Below are 20,529 nucleotides of genomic sequence, written 5' to 3' on the forward strand. Positions count from 1 at the left end.
GATTTCAGTTTTCTGATTATTGAGAACTAAGGGTGTTTTCCGATGAATGAAATGTGTCCACATTTAGTAAAGCGTTTAATCCAACTAAAATATATTTAGAATGAGGTTTTAAATGTTTGTATTTATTATATTAGACGTAATATTACCGATATTAATATTGATGCTAATTGGTGCAATCTTACAAAGAAAGTTCCAATTTAACTTAAAGCAGCTATCTACACTTATTACTTATTGCTTAATGCCAGCGGCTGTATTTGTGAATATATATGATATTCGTATAGAAACAGGTTTGTTGCTCCAGATAATATACTATTTAATGCTTTATAGTCTGAGTCTGATCATAGTAAGTCATTTCATTTCAAAAATATTGAAGTTAGAAAAAGGAGAAAGTGCAGCTCTAAAAAATAGCATTTCGTTAATGAATTCCGGTAATTATGGGTTACCAGTAAGTCAATTGATTTTCAGTCACAATCCAGTGGGGGTTTCCATTCAAATTTTTATTATTATTTTCCAGAATCTTTTAACTTATTCATATGGGATATATAACTTACTATCAGCAACAAAAACAATCGGAGGTATTATTCGATCATTTCTAAGACTGCCTGTATTTCATGCGCTCGTATTAGGGGTTCTCTTTCAATCTTTTAAAATTCAAATACCTAATTCTATCTTGTTACCTCTTAATCAGCTTGCGAATGGTTTTGTTGCAATAGCACTCATATTGCTAGGGGCACAATTATCTAACATTAAACTTAATTTTTTCCATCGAGTCATAACATGGGCTTTAATTGGAAGGTTACTGATGGGACCATTATTAGCACTTGCCGTAATATACATACTAAACATCGATGGTATTGTTGCACAATCATTATTTATTGCAAGTTCTTTTCCTACTTCAAGAAATACATCAACCATTGCTATGGAATATCAAATAGAGCCTGAATTACATGCACAAATCGTTTTATTTTCAACACTTTTCAGTATTATTACAGTAACTGTTGTTATTTATTTGTCATATATTTTGTTTTGAATATACGTGCAAAAACGAATAGATTTGAGGCGGTAAATGATGGACGGAAACCCCATCGATATGAGAAGAAAACAGTCTATGATATATGGGGGGCGTTTACAATTGTACCGTGTCTGATAATCAAGTGGCTTAATTCAAAAAAAGGAAACTCGTTACGGGTTATTTCGTATGAAAATCTTTAAAGCATCTACATATAGACTGGCGAAAAAAGACAAAATTCCGTTTATAATTGACGTTACATGAGCTTAGTTTGATAGCAGTGGGGTGGGAGCGTCAAGTAAGAATTTTTTCTTTATTGATTTTATGCGGTTTTTCCGCAAAATTGTAACTAAGGGGGATTCCAAGTTGAGTAAACAGAATATCAGCACAACAGTTTCAGGAGATATAATTGTTACCCATCTAGTTGGCAATATAAAAACAGATGATGTGTATGAATGGTTTAATGGTTTTGAGCAGGTTTGTCAGCAATTCATTTCTGAAGGGCGGAAATACAAATTGTTGGTGGATAGAAAAGGATACACGCCAAATCATTTTTCTGTTCAAAAAGTATGGAAAGAGAAGTTCTTCAATGAAATCATTTTGAATAACAGTAAGGCAATTGCATTTCTCCTTGAAGAGGGGGAGATAATGGATTATTTACAACAATCTAATACGAAAGAATCTGTGAGATTTTTTGATGATTATGAACAAGCGCTAATTTGGTTGGATGAATATCCAATATAAAACCTGTATTGAAGCAGTTGCTCTCAAGCAACGGCTTTTTTGTCCGTAATTGTTGCTGTTATTTTTCTTCACAGATTCTTGTCCAATTGTTTGTCTGATCCTAAAAAACGAAACTAAAGCAAAAAGAACAAACGTCTCTAAAAAACGTTTGTTCACAGTTAATTCCTATTTTAGCTAAGTGATAGATTCCATTTTATGAGTACGAGAAATTCTTTTTATAAGTTTAGGAAGGACAGAAGTTAATTCCTGTTTCATACGCTTCGTAAACGATGGGTCCTTACCTGAAGTCGAAATAGTGACAACATATTCATCATTTCGAATGACACCAGGTGTGTGAAACGATGATGCTGTACCATCACTTACAACGTTAACCCACTGGAAATCATGAGCGGCCTGTTTGACCATCATATTTACAGCATGTTGATTTGTAGCTGCATAAATTAGATGAGCATCTTTAATATCATCATTACTAAAAGTTTTTTGTTTCCAAGTAATATAAGGAAGTTCCTTCATTTCCTCGCAAATTTCTGGGCTGACAACAGTGACGAAAGCGCCTGTATCTTTTAATCCAGACGCTTTTCGATATGCAATTTTACCTCCACCAATGATCATGACAACTTTATTTTGTAGATTAAACATAAGAGGGTACATGTTATACATATATGCATTCCTCCATTCGTTCTAATAATGTTAGTTTCATATATGTATCAAACTGAAGACAGTTACAAGTCGTGACGTGATTATATTTTTTTGTATGCAATTTAATTTTTTGAAGTAATAATCCGGTAAAGAGAAGGTAGGGCATGACATATACATGGGATGCAGTTGATGTTATAGTCTTTAGCTCAGCAGTAAAAGAGGGGGTTCCTTTCGTTAAAAAGGAGCATGATAATGGTAGACTGAGTTTTTGTTCGACAGCTGCTCCGATTTGTTGTAACTCATGTATCGGCTGAAAATCACTACTACCTCTCCCTACGAGTAAAACACTACTACCTTGCATTGGCATAGTTTCACGTATTCTTTTCACTACAAGTTCAACCATATGCGGATGCGTACTAAAAGGTTGTACAACTGAAAATGAGATATGTGGATATTGATTTTTCATTTTCGCTATCTCCAAAGGAATATCACGTTTATAGTGAGCTGCTGCAAATAATAAAACAGGTACAATCATTATTTCAGTTACTCCCTCTATTATCGTTTCTGTAACTGCATCCGAAATAGTAGGTGTCGTTAGTTCTAGAAAAGCTATTTTTTGAATTCTTTCGTTTCGCTCTTTCATAACAGATTGAATAAATTGAATGAATTGTTCATTACCTTCTTGTAGCCGGCTTCCATGTCCAACATATACAATTCCTTTCATTGTCTCACCATGTCTTTCTTCATAAGAGTTTCTTGTAATTGATGATCTACGTTATGAAACCCAACTTTATTTGCATAGTGTAAAGTTGGAACGTCGGTATACGAGAATGGGAGAGTAAGAATATTGATAAAGCCAAGGCGTTTTATTTCTGCTAGAAACGTATCAATAGAAGCACGACCTTCAAATACAATGCTATCCCATGAGAATTCAGAAAGAATACGTGAATGAATTTCATCGAAGCGATGATCAATTGTGTACTCATGAGTCATCATATAGGAACCAGCACCAATTTTTTCTTGAATAACAGCAATTCGGTTAATGTTTCGTCCTAAATAAATCGTTGAATTCGAAGAAAATTGCGCAGGTTTACTGAACAATCCATATTGCATGAGCTTTTCTTGAATAGAAAGGTTCATATACTGAAGTTCTGCCTGTAAGGAACGAATATCTTTATGATATTTACTGCATGATTGCATTAAGATGTCTACACTGTCAGCGGAACAAAATACAAGACGATCAACGTTAAAAATCTTATTGATTTGTTCAGAGGTTACTGTGTATTCTTTCTTTTTGAAAGTTGGAATTTGATATATTTCTGCACCGGACTCTTGTAACTTTTGCTTTATTGCGCTTTTTTTATTTGTTGCAGCTGCAAATAAAACTTTCTTGCCGTGCAATGGTTTACGTTCTTTCCAAGAGATTTGATTCCGCAAAGTAACAACATCACCAACAATTGTCATAGAAGGATTAGAAATATTTTCGTTTTTGACAATAGAAACAATGGTAGACAGTGTCCCTGTGACAACGCGCTGTTTACCAGTTGTACCCCATTCAATGACTGCTACTGGCGTATCTTCTTTTTTTCCTGCTTGTCGTAAGTTTTCACAAATTGTAGGTAAGTTTTTTATACCCATGTAGTAGGCAATCGTGTCGCTATTGTGAGATGAATTATATTTTCCATGATCGGTTAAGGGACCTTTTGCATGTCCGGTTAATAAAGTGACACTATTACTGTAGTCACGGTGGGTGAGGGGAATACCTGCATAGCTACTAGCGGCGATGCTAGATGTAATGCCTGGTACAATTTCATATGGAATATTTGCTGCTGCTAAAGTTTCTGCTTCTTCACCAACACGGCCAAAAATAGATGGATCTCCGCCTTTTAATCGGACAACAATTTTGCCCTCTTTCGCAAATTGAAGAAGGTGTGCGTTAATTATTTCTTGTCGCATAATATGATTCTTTGGCATTTTTCCACAATACATAAGTTCACATGTTTGTTTTGTATAGCTAAGAAAGAAAGGGTTTAGTAAACGGTCATATAAAACAATATCTGCACGTTTTAAACACTCTATCGCTTTTTTTGTAATAAGCCCTTCATCACCTGGTCCTGCACCAACTAAATATACATATCCGTTCATAATTGCACCTCATCAATTTTTATTTAAAAGGAAGCCAGAGGAGGCTTCCTTTCGAAAATTACATGTATAAATAAATGTCACCGTCAATAACTTCTACTTCGTATGTTTGAATACAGCCGTCATCAGGTTTTTGAACTTCACCTGTTAGTAGTGAGATTTTCCAATCATGCAGTGGACAAAAGACGAATTCTTCAGACACAATCCCTTCTGCTAACGGTCCGTTTTTATGAGGACAACGATTTTCTACAGCTCGAATATCGCCATTTGAAAGGCGGAATAGGGCGATAGACATACCTTTCATTTGTACTTCTTTACCGATTTGAATAGCAAGGTCTTCCGCACGCATAACTTTTATTTTTTCTTTCGTTTGTATCATTTAGATCACAGCTCCTTATTTCACAGTTTCTACTTCATACATCGCTTTTAATGATTTCGTTTCTAGTGCTTGTCCCCATGCTTCCGTATATGTTCTACGAGCTGTTTGGAAACGTTCATTTAACGTAGTAACCATACTTGCATCTTGTAATATTTCTTTTATATGATCGAAGCCTAAACGTTCTGTCCAGTAGGCGGTACGCTCTCCGTAAATACCAGTTTCACGATAATATTGCATGTAAGCTGCAGCGGTGCGAAGGACATCATCTTCAGTAGAGACAATCATTACAAAATCAGCTTCACGTACTTCTGTACCACCATTTCCGCCAATATAAAGTTGATATCCATTTTCGACACAAACAACGCCAAAATCTTTCGTCAGTACTTCCGCACAGTTACGCGGACAACCGGTTACACCCATTTTCATTTTATGAGGTGTATCTACCATTTCTAATGATTGTTCAAGCAACATACCAAGTCCTAATGAATCTTTCGTACCGAAACGGCAAAAACGAGAGCCAACACATGATTTTACATTACGAAGAGACTTTGAATACGCATATCCCGAAGTCATATGTAAGTCAGCCCATACGTTAGGTAAATCTTGTTTCTTGACACCGTATAAGCCAATCCGGCTTGCACCGGTAATTTTCACAAGTGGAACATCATACTTCTTCGCAACTTCAGCAATTTTCATTAAATCATCAGCTGTTGTAACGCCTCCGTACATACGTGGAATAACAGAGAATGTACCATCGTGCTGGATGTTACCATTCATTCTTTCATTAACGAAACGGGACGATTTATCATCTTCATATTCTTCTGGAATCGCCATACGTAAATAGTAGTTTAAAGCAGGGCGGCATTTCGAACAGCCGTCTTCATGTGCAAAACCAAGAACATTTCGTACTTCTTTTGGAGATTTTAAGCCTTTCTCGTGAATGGCCGCTACGACTTCATCACGGGATAAAGGTGTACATCCACACATACCGGCAGATTGCGCTGAGGCATCAAAAGCATCTCCAAGTGTATGAGATAAAACTTGTTCCACAAGTGGACGACATTTACCACAAGAACCTGCGGCTTTCGTACAGCCTTTAACTTCTTCAAAAGTCGTTAACTCTTGTTCTAAAATGGCGTGAACGATTGAACCTTTCGTAACACCATTACATCCACAAATCGTGTCATCCGCACTCATTGTAGCAACGTCAAATTCACTTTCTTCACCAGCTTTGTGAAGAAGGGAAGCTGGTGTATATTCTTGTATATCTTCTTCCTTCTTTAACATGCTAAAGAGACGTGCACCGTCAGCTGTGTCACCATATAAAACGATACCGACGACTTTATTATCACGAATTAATACTTTTTTATAGGAACGTTTACATTCATCAAAGATGGATATTGCTTTCGTTTGATCATCTTCATAAATTTGACCAGCAGAGAATAAATCACAACCTGCAACTTTTAATTGCGTACCGACGATACTGCCCGAATATCCATCAGTTTGTAAATTTGTTATATGTTTTGCTAGTATCGCACCTTGTTCATAAAGAGGAGCAACAAGTCCATATGCGATACCGTCATGCTCTGCACATTCTCCAACTGCATAAATGGACTCATCATTTGTTAGCATATAGTCATTGACTACAATACCGCGATTTACAATTAAACCAGCATCTTTTGCTATTTGCGTATTTGGGCGTATTCCGACAGCCATTACGATTAAATCACAATCTACAACTTCACCATCTTCAAATTGAATGCCCTCAACATGGTCTGTACCAAGAATTTTTACAGTTTTCTTTTCCATTAGAAATTTCATGCCTTGCGCTTCTAAATCTTCGCGTAATAGAGAAGCTGCTTTCGTATCTAGTTGTTGCTCCATTAAGTTTGGCATTAAATGAACAACATGTACGTCCATCCCTAAGTCAATAAGACCTCGTGCTGCTTCTAAGCCAAGTAATCCACCACCAATGACAACAGCCTTTTTCTTTTCATTAGCGGTATCAATCATAAATTGTGTATCTTCAATAGTTCGAAATCCTGTTACACCAGGAAGAGTAGAACCTTCTACAGGCAAAATAAAAGCACTAGAACCTGTTGCGATAATGAGTTTGTCATATGTAAGAGTACGATTCTTTTCTGTAATAATAATTTTTTCTTCTCGGTTAATACTTTGAACTTTTTCATTTGTATACAAAGTTATTTCGTTTTCTTCATACCAACTGTATTCATTCATAATGATATCTTGCATATTTGTTTTGCCTTGTAAAACATGAGAGAGCATAATACGGTTGTAGTTTGGATGAGGTTCATCTCCAAAAATAGTAATCTCATATGAATCACTATCATGTTTTAATATTTCTTCCATACAGCGTATGCCAGCCATACCATTTCCGATCATAACTAAACGTTTTTTCATTTTCGTTTCCCCTTTTTCTGTGAAATGTTGAACAAAGGATTATGTTTTTATTATAGAAAATCAAAAAAGGAAGAGATGTGATGTTTATCACATTTTTATAATGATTCACAAATTGTTAAAATTCGGATTTATTCGAGAGGGATGTGTATAGTCTTTACCAAATGAAAGAGCAGGACATAAGTATGTATACTCATGTCCTGCTCTTTATTTATGCTCTCGTAATGGCACGTGGAAATAAAATATTATTTTCTAAATGAATGTGCTCAAATAAATCAGACTCTAGCGCTTCAAGACGTTGGTAAACAAGTCGATAAGTACCGCAAGCTCCTTCTGGAGGAGTAAAGTCATTTGTAACTTTACGAAGTTCTTTAATAATGTTGCCTGCGTGGTTATGTTCATTTTCCAACTCATCTACTACTTTACGTAATTTCACATAGTTTTCGTCAATTGGATTTTGTTCAAATTCTAAAATTAATGGGAAATCTTCTGTTTCTTCTTTAATTAAATGCTGTTCTAATTCCATCTTTAATTCGTGAAATAGCTTATGAATTTGAGCTAAGTGAGGCTGACTTGCTCCGTGGACGCGTAATACTTTCGTCACATACGGACTTAACTGTGGTAATTCTTCATTTAAATAGCGATGATGCTTATTTATAACATAATCAATCAATTCACGATAAGAAGCATTTTTCCAATCAATTTCAGATTCATTTAATCGTTTCGTATTATTATAAAGTGTATTTAATTCTGTAAGTACTTCTGTTGCTGATAAATTTCTTTCATGAATTGCATCAATAAGTGGTTTATTACCACCACAACAAAAGTCTATTCTATATGATTTAAAAAGATTACTAGCTTTCGGAAATTGTGTAACAATCTCACCGACAATAGAAGTTTCAGTAAATGTATGTTCCATATGAATGCCTCCATAAAGTTTAAATGTAATATCTGAATTAAGAATAGCGATAAATGAAAAACAATGTGGTGATTGAAATCACTTATAATGTGTCAATTTTAAGGATAATCAAATGAGTTTTATAAAAGGAAGAGGGAGAGGGAATTCGTCATAATAGTTTCTGATAATAAAAAAGAAGCTTACTAGAAGCTTCTTTTTTACTACTATTTTTCACATGCAACTCCATCGCCATCACGATCAAGATGTGAGTCATAACCTGGTTGTCCTTTATATAGAGGAGCTTTCCCGGCAGCTCTAACTGCGGCACAATTTTTGTAATATGCACTACTAGTATTTCCTGAAGCAGGTTGTGTTTGAGCTTGCTGTGCTTTTTGCTCTTCTTGTTGCTTACGAGCTTGTTCATCAGCCTGACGTTTTTGCTCTTCTTGTTGCTTACGAGCTTGCTCATCAGCTAAGCGTTTTTGCTCTTCTTGTTGTTTACGAGCTTGTTCATCGGCTAGACGTTTTTGCTCTTCTTGTTGTTTACGGGCTTGTTCATCAGCCTGGCGTTTTTCATCCTCTTGCTTACGAGCTTGTTCATCGGCTAGACGCTTCTCATCTTCTTGCTTTTGAGTTTTTTCGTCCGCCTCTTTTTTCTTTTTGCTATCTTTCTGTTCTTCATTGTTAGAAGCAACTTTTGTACTAGTTGCTGTCGTTTTTTCAGAAGAAGAATCTGAAATACCTGATAGCGCAACAAAAATGACAAATAATACGGCTGTAATAATAAATTGTTTTTTCGCTACACCTGTTTTCTTAATAACAGATAAGATTGCTAGAACAAGGAAGAATATAAATAGAATGAAACTTAAAGTAGAAAAAAACTCGACGACGGGGTGTTCCGATTTTGTTGTACCGGCCGTTATTAATATAATAGAAATCATAAAAAGAATAACGGTAGGACGTCCATATTGTTTTGCTTTTCCATTTTTCTTAAAGAATGAAATAATACATAAGATTAAAAAAATAAAAGCAATAAAAAATAAAGCTGCACCAATATTACTTAAAATCGTCATTTTCATACCTCCATTTGTAAGATTCTTCTTATTGATTATATAGGAACTTATTGGATATTACACGTTTTATATAAATTTAGAAAGTTAATATTTTTACTAGACTTATAAACATTTATTTTATATATAGGGAAAAATAGATATATATCCTATTACGTTTTGAAAGAGATTTCATAAATTATAGTATATCGATTGAAAGGAGGAGATTTGAATGGAATTTCAATTGTTGGTAACTTGTATATTACAAGAAGGTAATGCTTACTTTTTAGTAACGAAGGTAGACGATGTTATTACGTTAAAAGTACCGATTACTGCGGGAGTAGCAGGTTTATTTTTAGCTTTAGGTGTACCAAGATGTTCTTAATTTAAATCTCTATAGTAGAAGGGGAAGGGACATGCCTTCCTTTTCTACTATTACATAATATAATTATGTAAACTTAAATATCATATTTGTGATAGCACGTTTGAAATGGACATGCATATACTATAATGTTTCATTGGATGTTAGCGGTGAAAGGTAGTTTTAATAAGTGCATCCAGTGATGTTTTTAAGTTATGAAAATAAAAGAGGTGCTATTATATATGAAAAGAAAAACATTTGATATTCCAGTTACATTGCGAAGAGAGTGGTTTTTACTAGAGTTAGCTTATTTAACGAAAAAATATGGAATTGAAATTGCAACTAGCAAAATGGATGCTGCACCGTTTTTAAGAGATCAAGTTACAGAATCAAAGATAGGGAAAGGGTTACAATACGATAAATATGATGATGAATATATAATTGAAAATTAAAGGGTAACAACAAAATTAAATTAATTTATAACAAAGTATAAAATAAAGCAGATTCTAAATATAGAATCTGCTTTATTATGAAGTACTTGTAGTCAACTAACCTCTTTCTAGTGTTTTTCCTACATATTTCTCTTGCGTTATTCCAAAAGATTCACGAAGAATGCGAGCATAATCTTTAGATTCTATTGGTCGTTTATTTTTAGTGCCTTTAAAGGTTTCTGTATAATTTTTATTTGTTAATGATATGTGACCATAAGTAGTTAATTTACAAGTGATAGCCCCTTTATTAAAAGGAGATTCTTTATGCTCTACAATCACTTTTTGAATGTTATTCACTTTTTTCTCATCTATTGGATCTACAGTGAAAGCATAGCCTATTTTCCATTCGTTTGAAGGTTCAGATTGTAAGAAACTTGTAGATTCCCCGTTAGCTCCTTTTCTCATTTCTAAAATATGCGTACCTTTTCGAGTATTTCGCTTACGAATTCGATATTCTCCTGTTTGAGAGGAGATGACTTCTCCGTTAAAAGGGACTGGATGTAAAGGGAGATGAGATGCAAAACCTGCATCCACAACATAATCTTTATCCTCATGACTTAATATGATAATGACATGACCATCATCGGGTTTCCATTTATTATCGTACAGATCATAAACAGTACCGGCTACTTTGTATACTTGAAACCCACAATCAATTAAAAAATAATACAATAAGGAGTTTAATTCATAACAAAGTCCACCTCGTTTTTGAATAAGTAACTTTTCTATTAAGTTATCTTTTGAGATATTTTTAATAGTACCAGCCATAATATCAAGATTTTCATAGGGCAGAATCATTCCCATTTTTAAGAGAATTTCATCTAAATCATCAAATGTTATTTCTTTTGCAGGAATTTTTAAGCGTTTAAAAAACTCCTTTTGTAAATTGGTCATCATAAAGTATTCTCCTTTCTTTTTACAGAATTTTCTTCTGCTCACCGATAGGTTAGTACTTCTAAAAAGTTAATTCAAGTGCGCGGAAATTATCATAATATATGTTTCTGGAAATGCGATTGTCTATTCTGAAATTTCAGTTTAATTTTAATCGTAGGAAAGTCTTATAATATAAGCTCCTTTAAAATTAGTTTGTATTTAATGAAAAGAAAGTACATATCTTTATTATATTTTTAAATAACTAACTAGTAATAAAATGTTTTTTCACTAAAATTTTTTCAAGATTTGTATGCTTTATATAAACAATATTGATTTAAAAAATATCTGGATGTAGCTAAGTTAACAATTATTGAGAAACTTTTTTGTTGTATTCTATCAAAAGGAAGAGGTAGAAACAAAGAGAATAACGAGAGTTAAGGAAGAGGGTATACAACTAGTAACCTTCTAAAAATAGGGCTAACATCTTTTTAAAATAAAAGATTAGCTATTATTAAGGAAGGGAAAATATAAAATATTATAAAGAACACCTTCTTTCAAAAAAATAGGGGGAGTAATATGCGACTGATGAGAAGATGCGTGGCCTTACTAATTGTATTTTTTATCATGGCTCCAACGATTAGCACAAATGTACAGGCAGAAGTTGTAAAAGAGCTTGGAAAGGGGTTTCCTGATACAGAAGTATTCACACCTGGAGAATGGTTTTTAGGCCAAAAACCTACTAATTATGATGAGAATAAACCGCCAATTCTCTTTGTACAAGGAAGAAATGGTAATGCTGATAGTTGGTATGGAAAGACAGTATATCATGATATAAATGATATGTATGATTATGCTTTAAAAGCAGGCTATCAAACAGTGTTTATACAATTGTATGATGCAGCGGGGAAAGGTTCGGCTAGTCAGTGGGATAACGGAAAATTGTTGGCACAAAAACTTGAAGAAATATATAATCATTTCGGTAAGAAAGTTAATATTGTAGCGCATAGTAAAGGTGGAATTGATACACAAGCTGCATTAGTTGAATATGGTGCGAATCGATTTGTTGGAAATGTTATTACACTTGCTACACCGCATCACGGCTCAAATTTAGCAGATTTGTCATATAGTTGGTGGGCAGGGTGGCTTGCTTCTATATTAGGTCAAAAAGATGATGGTACGTACTCGTTACAAATAGGTGAAATGGCAAAGTTTCGTTCAATAATAGATAACAACCCAGCAGCTAAATTAAACCGTTACTATACGGCTACTGGAACTAGCTGGGGGCCAACATTTTCTGCATTATCTATGGGTGGGTTATATTTATCATCGTACGGTTCAAATGATGGACTAGTAAATGAATGGAGTGCCAAGCTATCGTACGGTACACATTTATTTACAGATTCCAGATTTGATCATGACAATATAAGAAAAGGATCAGCTGTTTTTGCACGAATTGAACCATATTTACGTACGACAAATGTGGGATTACCAGCTTTAGTAGCATCCAGCACTAGTTCAAATGAAAATCTAGAACAATTAAATACAACTTCAAATCAAAATATTTTAGGAGGCGAATTACCACAAAATCAGTGGATAGAGCAAAGTATTTCTGTTGATAAAAAGGCTGAAGGAATAGTTTCTGTACTAACTGCTTCTTCTGATGTTGAAGTACAAATGGTATCTCCAAAAGGAAAAATCTATGCAAATAAAGATAGCGCTATAACTACTAGTGAAGGCGAATCTTTTTTTAATGGGGCGACAATTAGAACATTTAAGTTTGATAAATTGGAAGTAGGCGAATGGAAAATCAAAATGATGGCGAAGCAGTCGAAAGATGCATATTTAGTTGTAAGCGATTACAAGGATGGCGCGCCATTTGTTCTTCAAATGCCTACAAAAGTTAAAGTAAATAAACCTGAGTATAAACTGAAAAAATCACCTGTAGCACCTGAAATGAAAGGGGATCTTTCCATAACAGTAAGAGTCGTTAATAAAGAAGGTAAGTTAGTCTCTGAATTTAATGAATTACAAAATGTTAATACGAATACATTTACAGGTGCTTTGAAAGATATAAAACAACCGGGAGTATATAACGTTACGATGGATATAAAAGGGATGAATAAAGAAGGAAAATCATATAATCGTACGATTGTTAAGTCGGTTTATGTAGAGAAATAAGGAAGAATAAATAAGTATAATAAAAAAGTGCAGAAATCTTGTGTTAGAAAGAATTCTGCACTTTTTTTGCGTGATGAAAGATAATAAAAGTCGAAGAAAACTGTTATTCAATAAAAAAAGATGCTGAAATAGCATCTGAATGTAAAGAAATAATATTAACTTAGTTTTGTAACTGTTAATTCAACTGAATTTATACCATTGTCACAAGTTACAATACTTTGACGATTAAAACCACTATTATTTCTAAGTTGAAGAGTTGAATTAGCAGGCACTGTAACAATCGTTTCGCCAACGAGTTGAAGACATTCGTTATTTGATGAAGTATTCATTTGAATAGCGAAGTCACCTTGACTATTAGCAAGTGGATTGTTATTTAAAAATATAGTTATGACTGGGATATGTGGAAATACAGGATTTAAAGTAGTATTAATACTGGAAATGAACGAAACTCTATAATCACCAAATTGTCTAAAGTGTATAGTAGTAGGATTTAGTAAGGAAACGCCTCCTGCTAAAGGTCCAACGTGATTAAATGGAAAAGGATCGCCAAAAGGAACAGTTATAAATTCAGTTTGCCAAAAAGTTCCGTATGCAGGACAGCTGCGTTTATGTGAATGGTCACATGAACATTTTTTATACGAGTTTGAAGAATGATAGTATGAACCCAATATATTACCTCCTATTCTTAATAAATTTAAACCACATAGTAGTTTATGAAGGTGAATCACAATTGGCGTGTATGCTTGTACTATAAAAGGAGATAGATGTGGAATATAAAGTGGTCAAATGATGAAATGTAGTATTTGGGTATTACCTGTAACACCTTTTGAAGATGATAAGGTTCATAATTTGATAGAAAAATAAATGGAATTTCTAAATAGATTGAAGTAACGAGGAAACGTTTATCCCGCTATTTTCCGAGCAGTAAGACTCCCATCTCAAAATTCAGCGAAAGCAAAGAAGTTAGGTGGGGATGAACAAAACCCCCACTCATTAAAGTTTCACTTTACTATATTAATTTCGTCTGACAAACAGCAATATTATCTTTCGCTGTATGGATGTTATCATTTGGTGAAGTTATGGCATTTAACTGTATGCATATTAGGTTATTCAGTTTATTTTTTTATTTGCGTAGCTGAGCAGGAAGAAGTCAGAAAATATAGAATAATGTACATATGAAGCATCGTTTGTTTTTGGTGTGAATAGTAATTAAAGATACGCTAAAATATTTAAAATTGTAACGAAAGAGAGATTAAATAATAGAGGGAGCAACTTACATGGAAAATATATTAAAGGTATCTTCAAAATCAAGCCCAAATTCAGTCGCGGGTGCAATAGCGGGTGTACTAAGAACAAGTGGTAATGTGGAAATTCAAGCGATTGGGGCTGGAGCTATAAATCAAGCGATTAAAGCAATTGCGATTGCAAGAGGGTTCGTCGCTCCAAGTGGTATTGACTTAGCCTTCGTACCAGCATTTCAAGAGATTTCTATCAATAATGAAGAAAGAACAGCGATTAAATTAATTGTAGGCCCTAGAAAGAAAAGGTCTTAGTAGAAGAGAGTGTTACTATAAGGGGAAAAGACCAATAGACTTCCCATGTTAGATACGTTATTTTATGTAACCGATCCTTGGGTGTGGACATGGCATTATGCCGGACGCCTGTCTGTTAAGTTCTCCTTAAACTTAGCGAGTGTTCTAGATACTTAAAAATGCCAAATCCTTTATGATATAAGGGATTTGGCATTTTTGATGTTTTAAAAATAAACACCCTTAAAACTGCTCATTCTTTTCCCAAGATTCAACGATATAGTATGGAAAACCTTATTATATCAAGGTTTATAAGTGTTGGTTTTCCTCGATGCTCACATTTTGCTCACATTAAATCTTTTCATTTGTTATCAGGTGTTTGCATTAGATTTTATTATGCTCTCGAAGTTTTCTGCTGCTTGTTGCTGCATGTTCTGTGTGATGTGGCTATACTTGTCTAAAGTCATTTGAATAGATGAATGTCCTAAGCGATCTTGTACGATTTTAGGATGTTCTCCAGCCTGAAGCATAAGTGTAGCATGAGTATGTCGTAAGTCGTGTATACGAATTCGAGGAACACCAGCTTTTTTATAGTGATCATTCAAAAAGCGATGAGGAGCATCTATATGTAAGGGCGAATGTATCGTATTGCCGGTGAAAATAAACGCCTCTTCATTCAAGTGTATACCCCAACGGAAAAATTCTTTCTTTTTATAGGAGTAGTAGGATTGTAACTTTCCTATAACAAAAGAAGAGATACTAATACTTCTATTTGAGGACTTAGTTTTTGTAGCAGCTTTAAATAGTCCTTTTTCTGTTTTTACAAGTGATTTATTAACCAGGATACGTTTATTATCAAAGTCAATATCTTTCCATGTTAGTGCAAGTAATTCTCCGTGTCTCATACCTGTATAGATTGCAAGTAAGAAGAACATATGGTACTTAATATTTTTTTCTTTTAGATACTGGAGGAATCGATTACATTCTTCGCTAGACCATGTTTTCATCTCACCTTGCTCTTCACGTGGTTTTTTAACCTTATTCATTATATTATCATGTATGATTTCCCATTCTACTGCATGTTTGAATATGCATCGGAAGCAGCGATGGATATTGCTGATTGTACCATTTGACAGGCCTTTTTCTTTAAGTTCAGCATAGTAGCTTTGAATCATTACGGACTTAATACTTTTAATTTTTTTATAACTAAATGGGGGAAGGATATAGAGCTTAACTAAGCTCATGTCTTTTTCATAAGATGTAATTTTTAATTCAGCTTTACGAAGGGGGTTTAATTTTTCCCACACATCTAAAACAGTTAATTGTTTGTCATCAAAATATATTCCTTTCTCTATCTCTGTAATCATCGTTGCAGCAGCATTTTGGGCTTCTTTTTTTGTTCTAAATCCACTCTTACTTTTTTGCTGTCGTTTTCCTGTGGTTGGATCTATACCGATATCTATCGTAAAAGACCACGTATTTCCACGTTTACGGAAACTTCCTTTCATATTCAATACCTCCTGTATCGTTATTTTTGTAAATTACAGTATTGTGATATCTTATTCTGTAATTTACTTGCTAATAATTGATTTTTATAATGTAAAAGCCTTTTTTCAGCAAATTTTGTTGTTACATTGAATTTTTCTGAGATTATATATGCTTTTAATTGTAGGGGAGGAAGCTTTCGTAACATAAAAGTAGGTACACAAAATTGTTGTGCGAAGTTTTTAGCCTTTGCTTCTTGGTAATCTAGAAACATCTGATGCATTAATAATTGATTACCTGAATGAAATAGGATATGACAAGTCTCATGACCAAAATCCTCCCATTGTTCTTGCTGAGAGATACGATTATCAATAACTAAGTTAGCTATTTGATTCCTTTTCATTGCATGACTTCCAAACGGAGCAAAGTACAACCAAATGTTTAGCTTTTTCGCAATCTCTATCATATCAATTTGCTCGGGAACAAAAATAGATAAGGATTGGTACAAGTGCTGGATATAGTCTTCAAGTTGTGTTGTATAGTAGGGTTGCGATTGAAACATATTTTCACTCCATTCGTATTTTAAGAACGTATGTTCTTATGATATAACAAAAATGAAGAAGTTGGAAGAATATTAATGAACAAAATTTAAACAAATATGGATTAGTTAATGGCTTGTATTTATTATTCGTACTGCAAGTAAGGGTGATTAGGTAGTGGAATGGATAAGAAAAGTTGAATGAACACATTTGTAAATCACTGTCTATATTTTAGAAATTAAGGTAAAATATAGACAGTGACTTATTCGTAAGTTTTCGTTTTTTATCATAGAACTTAGATAACGATTTAAAAACATATAATTATATTATTAAAGCAGATAGATAAAATACAAATCTCAAAAAATCTAAATATATTATAGTAGAAGGAAGGAAAAATGTTAAAATGATATCTCCTAACCAACTTTTGGAAATACCTGATTTTCAAAGTGATTTACAAAATGAAAAATTAATTATATTTGTCGGTTCTGGATTTTCTCTAGATTGTGGAAATTATAATTGGGTTGATTTAGTAGAACAAATTATTATTCATCTTCAAAGGGAAACTCAGGATAAAAAGTATGAAGCGCTAAAGATTTTATTAGAAACTGGGACAGATGTTCTAGATATACTAGATTTAATGGAAAAATCTACACCTAAACGTAAAATGATAGAGGGATTATTAAATAATATTAAAGACCCAATAGTTTCAGAAAAGCATGAGAAATTAATCCATATTAGTAAAAAGTTAATTACAACTAATTATGATAAGTTAATTGAATATAATTCTGATATAAAACATATTTTCACATATGATAACTTATATCATATTGCTGGTATTCGGGAGAAAGATGAGTTTATATTAAAACTTCATGGTTGTATAAATGATCCGGATAAATGTATATTATTCAGAAAGCAATATGATGATATATATACGAAAGAAAGTGCTGCAATATTAAAAATGGAGACATTAATTCAAGATTATACATTTCTATTTCTTGGTTTTAGTTTCAATGATCCATATGTAAAGCAGTTATTTGATCACATAGATACTATTTTAAATGGATATTCGAAAACTCATTATTTAGTATCAACAGAAAATAGTTTACCATCAGCAAAATACATAGAAACCGTAAAAATTGAAAATTGGAATCAATTAGATTTATTATTAAATGACCTAGAAGAATTAAAAAAAAAAAGAATAATTAATGAGATAGTTACAGAGGAAAAGTTATTTGAAATAGATGATGACGATGATTTTAGAGATTTTATAATTGATTTTCATGAGAAATCACCTAGCTATAGACCATTAGCACTAGGGTCGGAGTTTAAAGGAATTACAAGAAAATTCAAGGATATGAAATGTAGTCCTACCATGAAAATTAACTTTGATAAGCGTTTGTCAGTAAGGTTTCCATTAATTACTGAAATACTTGATACAGAAGATTATATTGAAAGTGATAAAAAAGAATTAATTACGGATTTAATTATTACTGAGTATTGTAAAATTGATTTGTCGAGTTATAAATCTGGAGATATGGTTTTTGAAACCTTAGTAACAAATATAACGGAATTATATGAAAATAAAATCCCACTTAATGGTGATAGACTGAGGTTTTATACTAAAATTTTTGTTGCATGGGTGATTAATGAGTGTGATATCTTTAATGAGAGTATTGAAGATGTTATATAGAGAGTGAAAGTAGGAATAAAGATGAACTATTTTATGATGACCAAACATAAAACTCTTGAAGAAAATATTTTATATACATCTAAAGTTTTATATCAATGTTTAGAAAAACCAATGCATATTGATGAGTTATTCACAAAATATTATGAAACACAAAAAAAAGAAATTAATATAAACATGGAAAAGACACTTTTTCTTAGTTTAGTTTTTTTATATAGTATAGGAAAATTAGAAACTGTCAATCATGTAATAAAGAAGGTGATGTAATGATAATTGAGAAATTAAGCATATATAATTTTCATACAAGAAAATTAATAAAGGATTACACATTTAATACAGTTGGATTGAATGTCATATTAGGAGATAAAAGAAATGAAAACGAGGACACTAATGGTGTAGGAAAATCAACTTTTATTAGGCAGTTACACTTTTTACTAGGAAAGGACTTTTCAAAAGAAAAAATTCCAGATGTTTTAATTCAAAATAATATATTAGTAACTTTAAAAATAGTAGTAGATGGAAAAAGTGTACACTTAGCGAGGCTTTTTACTGATCAAGAGCATGGTTATATTTTGGATGGAGAAAGTTTCAATATCGATTTAAGTATATGGGAAAAATATAAAACAAATAGATATAGATTGTATATCGATAAATTAATGAATTTTAATATGGATAATATTAGTTTTGCGGCTTTAAGGGAATACATAATGAGAGATGAGAAAGAAGGGTTTAATTCTGTCATTATTAAGGGAAGGAATGCTTTACAGCAACATAAAGTATTGAATTCATTATTCAATTTACCTAACAACTATGAAACTGATATAGATAAAATGACAAAGCAAATTAAAAAAATGGAAGATGATAAAAAGTTTATAGAATCTTACAAGCATTCGGCTGAAAAATTAGAAATTGAAAAACAGAATATTGAAAAGGAAATTGCTATATTAGAGAAGCAAATTTTAGAACTTAATATAGGGGATTTTAGTACTAAACAAGCAGATGTATATTCAGTGTTAAAAGAACAACAGAGTAAGATTCAATCATCTATCTATAAAATAAAACATAGTATTAAGCAGTATCAGAAAAATATTGAACATATTAATCGAAAAAGTGTTGAGTTAGAAAAACTAAATGGGTTAAAAGAATTCTATAATCAAATCAATGTTGTATTGCCAGAGAATATTGAAAAGAATTTTGAGGATATCCAAACATTTTATAATTTAATGAGACAAGATAGAGGGAATTTCTTTATAACGAAAATTGAAGAAGCGGAATTTGAATTAAGTATTTTGGAAAAACAAAACAATACTCTGACTGATAAAATTAATGAGTGCACAAAAACTCTCAAAGAAACAAATTTTATTAATGATATTTCTCATATTCAGAGGAAATTAAGCCTTCTTCAAAGTCAACTTGCTCAAATTGAGATACGAATAGCCGATTACGAAAGAATAAATGAAATTAATATAGAAATCCAAGAAAAAAAATTAGAGAGATCTAAAGAAATTGTAAAATTAAACAACAATTTCAAATCATATAATGAACAAATAATTAGACTAAATCAATTATTTAATCAAATTATTTTAGATACATATAATGTTCAAACTGGCTATCTGACCTTCTCTTTTAATAATAATGATAAAATGAACGCAAAATCAGGGAGAATAACAATTGATAGTTTCATTCCTGAAGAAGAGTCATTTGGACGATATAATTCTAAAATAAGAGCAATTGATTTAACATGGTTAATGTATAGAATCGAAAACGGACTACCTATAAACTTCTTGGTACATGATGGTTCATTTTCTGTAACTGATAATTATGCAACATTTAAAATGCTAAAAACCGCTCATGAGTTTTTATGTGGGCATGGAAGAGGGCAATATATTGTTACGCTTAATAGAAAAGATGTAGATGCAGAGGCATTAGCTTATTTTAAAAAGAACAAGCTTGTGATAGCAGATTTGAAAAAGGATCAAGATGAAAATCGTTTCTTTGGTTTTAAATATTGAGTAGAGAAATGATAAGTATTATACAATGTTTTTTGTTCTTTTTATTAAGTAAGTGTTCTTTTTTTATAGAATTGGTTATTTTTGGTAAATTGTAAT

Annotated in this window: 20 protein-coding genes; 9 read left to right on the top strand and 11 right to left on the bottom strand. The window is 32.5% G+C overall.

From position 1 onward, the window contains the following. Positions 1 to 112 precede the first annotated feature (112 nt). A complete protein-coding gene (locus tag V7S45_RS10185) occupies positions 113 to 1,030 on the top strand; it encodes an AEC family transporter (protein ID WP_025688314.1) in 918 nt (305 codons plus the stop codon). A 303-nt stretch (positions 1,031 to 1,333) separates the two neighbouring features. After that, on the top strand, positions 1,334 to 1,753 hold the full coding sequence (locus V7S45_RS10190) for an STAS/SEC14 domain-containing protein (protein ID WP_088345929.1): 420 nt from the start codon (positions 1,334 to 1,336) through the stop codon (positions 1,751 to 1,753). Positions 1,754 to 1,927: 174 nt separating this feature from the next. Here the strand turns inward: V7S45_RS10190 and V7S45_RS10195 are convergent, their stop codons facing one another. The 7 genes from V7S45_RS10195 to V7S45_RS10225 all read right to left on the bottom strand — a co-directional run bounded on the left by V7S45_RS10195 (position 1,928) and on the right by V7S45_RS10225 (position 9,302). Continuing rightward, positions 1,928 to 2,413, bottom strand: coding sequence for a precorrin-2 dehydrogenase (locus V7S45_RS10195; RefSeq protein WP_025688318.1), 486 nt, complete (start codon positions 2,411 to 2,413; stop codon positions 1,928 to 1,930). Beyond that, positions 2,406 to 3,116 (bottom strand): sirohydrochlorin chelatase, encoded by a 711-nt coding sequence (locus tag V7S45_RS10200; protein ID WP_342761765.1) that lies wholly within the window; start codon positions 3,114 to 3,116, stop codon positions 2,406 to 2,408. Before V7S45_RS10200 ends, V7S45_RS10195 begins: the two co-directional genes overlap by 8 nt. Then, positions 3,113 to 4,537 (bottom strand): uroporphyrin-III C-methyltransferase, encoded by a 1,425-nt coding sequence (locus tag V7S45_RS10205; RefSeq protein ID WP_001014946.1) that lies wholly within the window; start codon positions 4,535 to 4,537, stop codon positions 3,113 to 3,115. The genes V7S45_RS10200 and V7S45_RS10205 overlap by 4 nt, the downstream gene beginning before the upstream one ends. Before the next feature lie 58 nt (positions 4,538 to 4,595). Further along, a complete protein-coding gene (gene nirD / locus V7S45_RS10210) occupies positions 4,596 to 4,913 on the bottom strand; it encodes a nitrite reductase small subunit NirD (protein ID WP_025688323.1) in 318 nt (105 codons plus the stop codon). 15 nt (positions 4,914 to 4,928) lie between these two features. Continuing rightward, positions 4,929 to 7,334, bottom strand: a complete 2,406-nt coding sequence (gene nirB / locus V7S45_RS10215) for an NADPH-nitrite reductase large subunit (RefSeq protein ID WP_342761766.1) — start codon at positions 7,332 to 7,334, stop codon at positions 4,929 to 4,931. Between the two features lie 208 nt (positions 7,335 to 7,542). Then, on the bottom strand, positions 7,543 to 8,250 hold the full coding sequence (gene ric / locus V7S45_RS10220; RefSeq protein WP_000401374.1) for an iron-sulfur cluster repair di-iron protein: 708 nt from the start codon (positions 8,248 to 8,250) through the stop codon (positions 7,543 to 7,545). Positions 8,251 to 8,453: 203 nt separating this feature from the next. Then, a complete protein-coding gene (locus V7S45_RS10225; protein WP_025688327.1) occupies positions 8,454 to 9,302 on the bottom strand; it encodes an excalibur calcium-binding domain-containing protein in 849 nt (282 codons plus the stop codon). A gap of 208 nt (positions 9,303 to 9,510) precedes the next feature. Here V7S45_RS10225 and exsG point away from each other — a divergent pair, with 208 nt between their 5' ends. Both exsG and V7S45_RS10235 read left to right on the top strand, forming a co-directional pair. Next, the gene (gene exsG / locus V7S45_RS10230; protein ID WP_000395679.1) at positions 9,511 to 9,663 is read left to right on the top strand and encodes an exosporium protein ExsG; all 153 of its coding nucleotides are present in this window, start codon (positions 9,511 to 9,513) and stop codon (positions 9,661 to 9,663) included. Between the two features lie 218 nt (positions 9,664 to 9,881). Further along, the gene (locus V7S45_RS10235; protein ID WP_000824197.1) at positions 9,882 to 10,091 is read left to right on the top strand and encodes a hypothetical protein; all 210 of its coding nucleotides are present in this window, start codon (positions 9,882 to 9,884) and stop codon (positions 10,089 to 10,091) included. Between the two features lie 96 nt (positions 10,092 to 10,187). Here the strand turns inward: V7S45_RS10235 and V7S45_RS10240 are convergent, their stop codons facing one another. Next, a complete protein-coding gene (locus V7S45_RS10240) occupies positions 10,188 to 11,027 on the bottom strand; it encodes an arylamine N-acetyltransferase (protein ID WP_000988903.1) in 840 nt (279 codons plus the stop codon). Between the two features lie 552 nt (positions 11,028 to 11,579). On the opposite strand from V7S45_RS10240, the gene V7S45_RS10245 reads away from it, so the two are divergent. Then, positions 11,580 to 13,181 (top strand): hypothetical protein, encoded by a 1,602-nt coding sequence (locus V7S45_RS10245; protein WP_025687367.1) that lies wholly within the window; start codon positions 11,580 to 11,582, stop codon positions 13,179 to 13,181. 155 nt (positions 13,182 to 13,336) lie between these two features. Here the strand turns inward: V7S45_RS10245 and V7S45_RS10250 are convergent, their stop codons facing one another. Next, the gene (locus V7S45_RS10250) at positions 13,337 to 13,849 is read right to left on the bottom strand and encodes a hypothetical protein (protein ID WP_000536148.1); all 513 of its coding nucleotides are present in this window, start codon (positions 13,847 to 13,849) and stop codon (positions 13,337 to 13,339) included. 609 nt (positions 13,850 to 14,458) lie between these two features. Here V7S45_RS10250 and V7S45_RS10255 point away from each other — a divergent pair. After that, positions 14,459 to 14,734 (top strand): stage V sporulation protein S, encoded by a 276-nt coding sequence (locus V7S45_RS10255; protein ID WP_000427801.1) that lies wholly within the window; start codon positions 14,459 to 14,461, stop codon positions 14,732 to 14,734. A 347-nt stretch (positions 14,735 to 15,081) separates the two neighbouring features. On the opposite strand, the gene V7S45_RS10260 is transcribed toward V7S45_RS10255, so the two are convergent. Both V7S45_RS10260 and V7S45_RS10265 read right to left on the bottom strand, forming a co-directional pair. After that, positions 15,082 to 16,218: a site-specific integrase gene (locus V7S45_RS10260; RefSeq protein ID WP_342761767.1), complete on the bottom strand. Its 1,137-nt coding sequence runs from the start codon at positions 16,216 to 16,218 to the stop codon at positions 15,082 to 15,084. Positions 16,219 to 16,238: 20 nt separating this feature from the next. Continuing rightward, complete coding sequence (locus tag V7S45_RS10265; protein WP_342761768.1) at positions 16,239 to 16,757, bottom strand: ImmA/IrrE family metallo-endopeptidase; 519 nt, start codon at positions 16,755 to 16,757, stop codon at positions 16,239 to 16,241. Between the two features lie 380 nt (positions 16,758 to 17,137). Between V7S45_RS10265 and V7S45_RS10270 the strand changes: the two genes are divergently transcribed. Genes V7S45_RS10270 through V7S45_RS10280 form a run of 3 tightly spaced genes read left to right on the top strand, consistent with a single transcriptional unit; the run spans position 17,138 to position 20,433 of the window. After that, positions 17,138 to 18,424 carry an SIR2 family protein gene (locus tag V7S45_RS10270; protein ID WP_342761769.1) on the top strand — a complete coding sequence of 429 codons (1,287 nt, stop codon included), beginning with the start codon at positions 17,138 to 17,140 and terminating at the stop codon, positions 18,422 to 18,424. Positions 18,425 to 18,445: 21 nt separating this feature from the next. After that, a complete protein-coding gene (locus V7S45_RS10275; RefSeq protein WP_016512937.1) occupies positions 18,446 to 18,688 on the top strand; it encodes an ABC-three component system middle component 6 in 243 nt (80 codons plus the stop codon). Next, a complete protein-coding gene (locus tag V7S45_RS10280) occupies positions 18,688 to 20,433 on the top strand; it encodes a DUF2326 domain-containing protein (RefSeq protein WP_342761770.1) in 1,746 nt (581 codons plus the stop codon). Before V7S45_RS10275 ends, V7S45_RS10280 begins: the two co-directional genes overlap by 1 nt. Positions 20,434 to 20,529: the final 96 nt, after the last annotated feature.

Source organism: Bacillus sp. BR3(2024) (assembly GCF_039134555.1).
GTDB classification, from domain to species: Bacteria; Bacillota; Bacilli; order Bacillales; family Bacillaceae_G; genus Bacillus_A; species Bacillus_A cereus.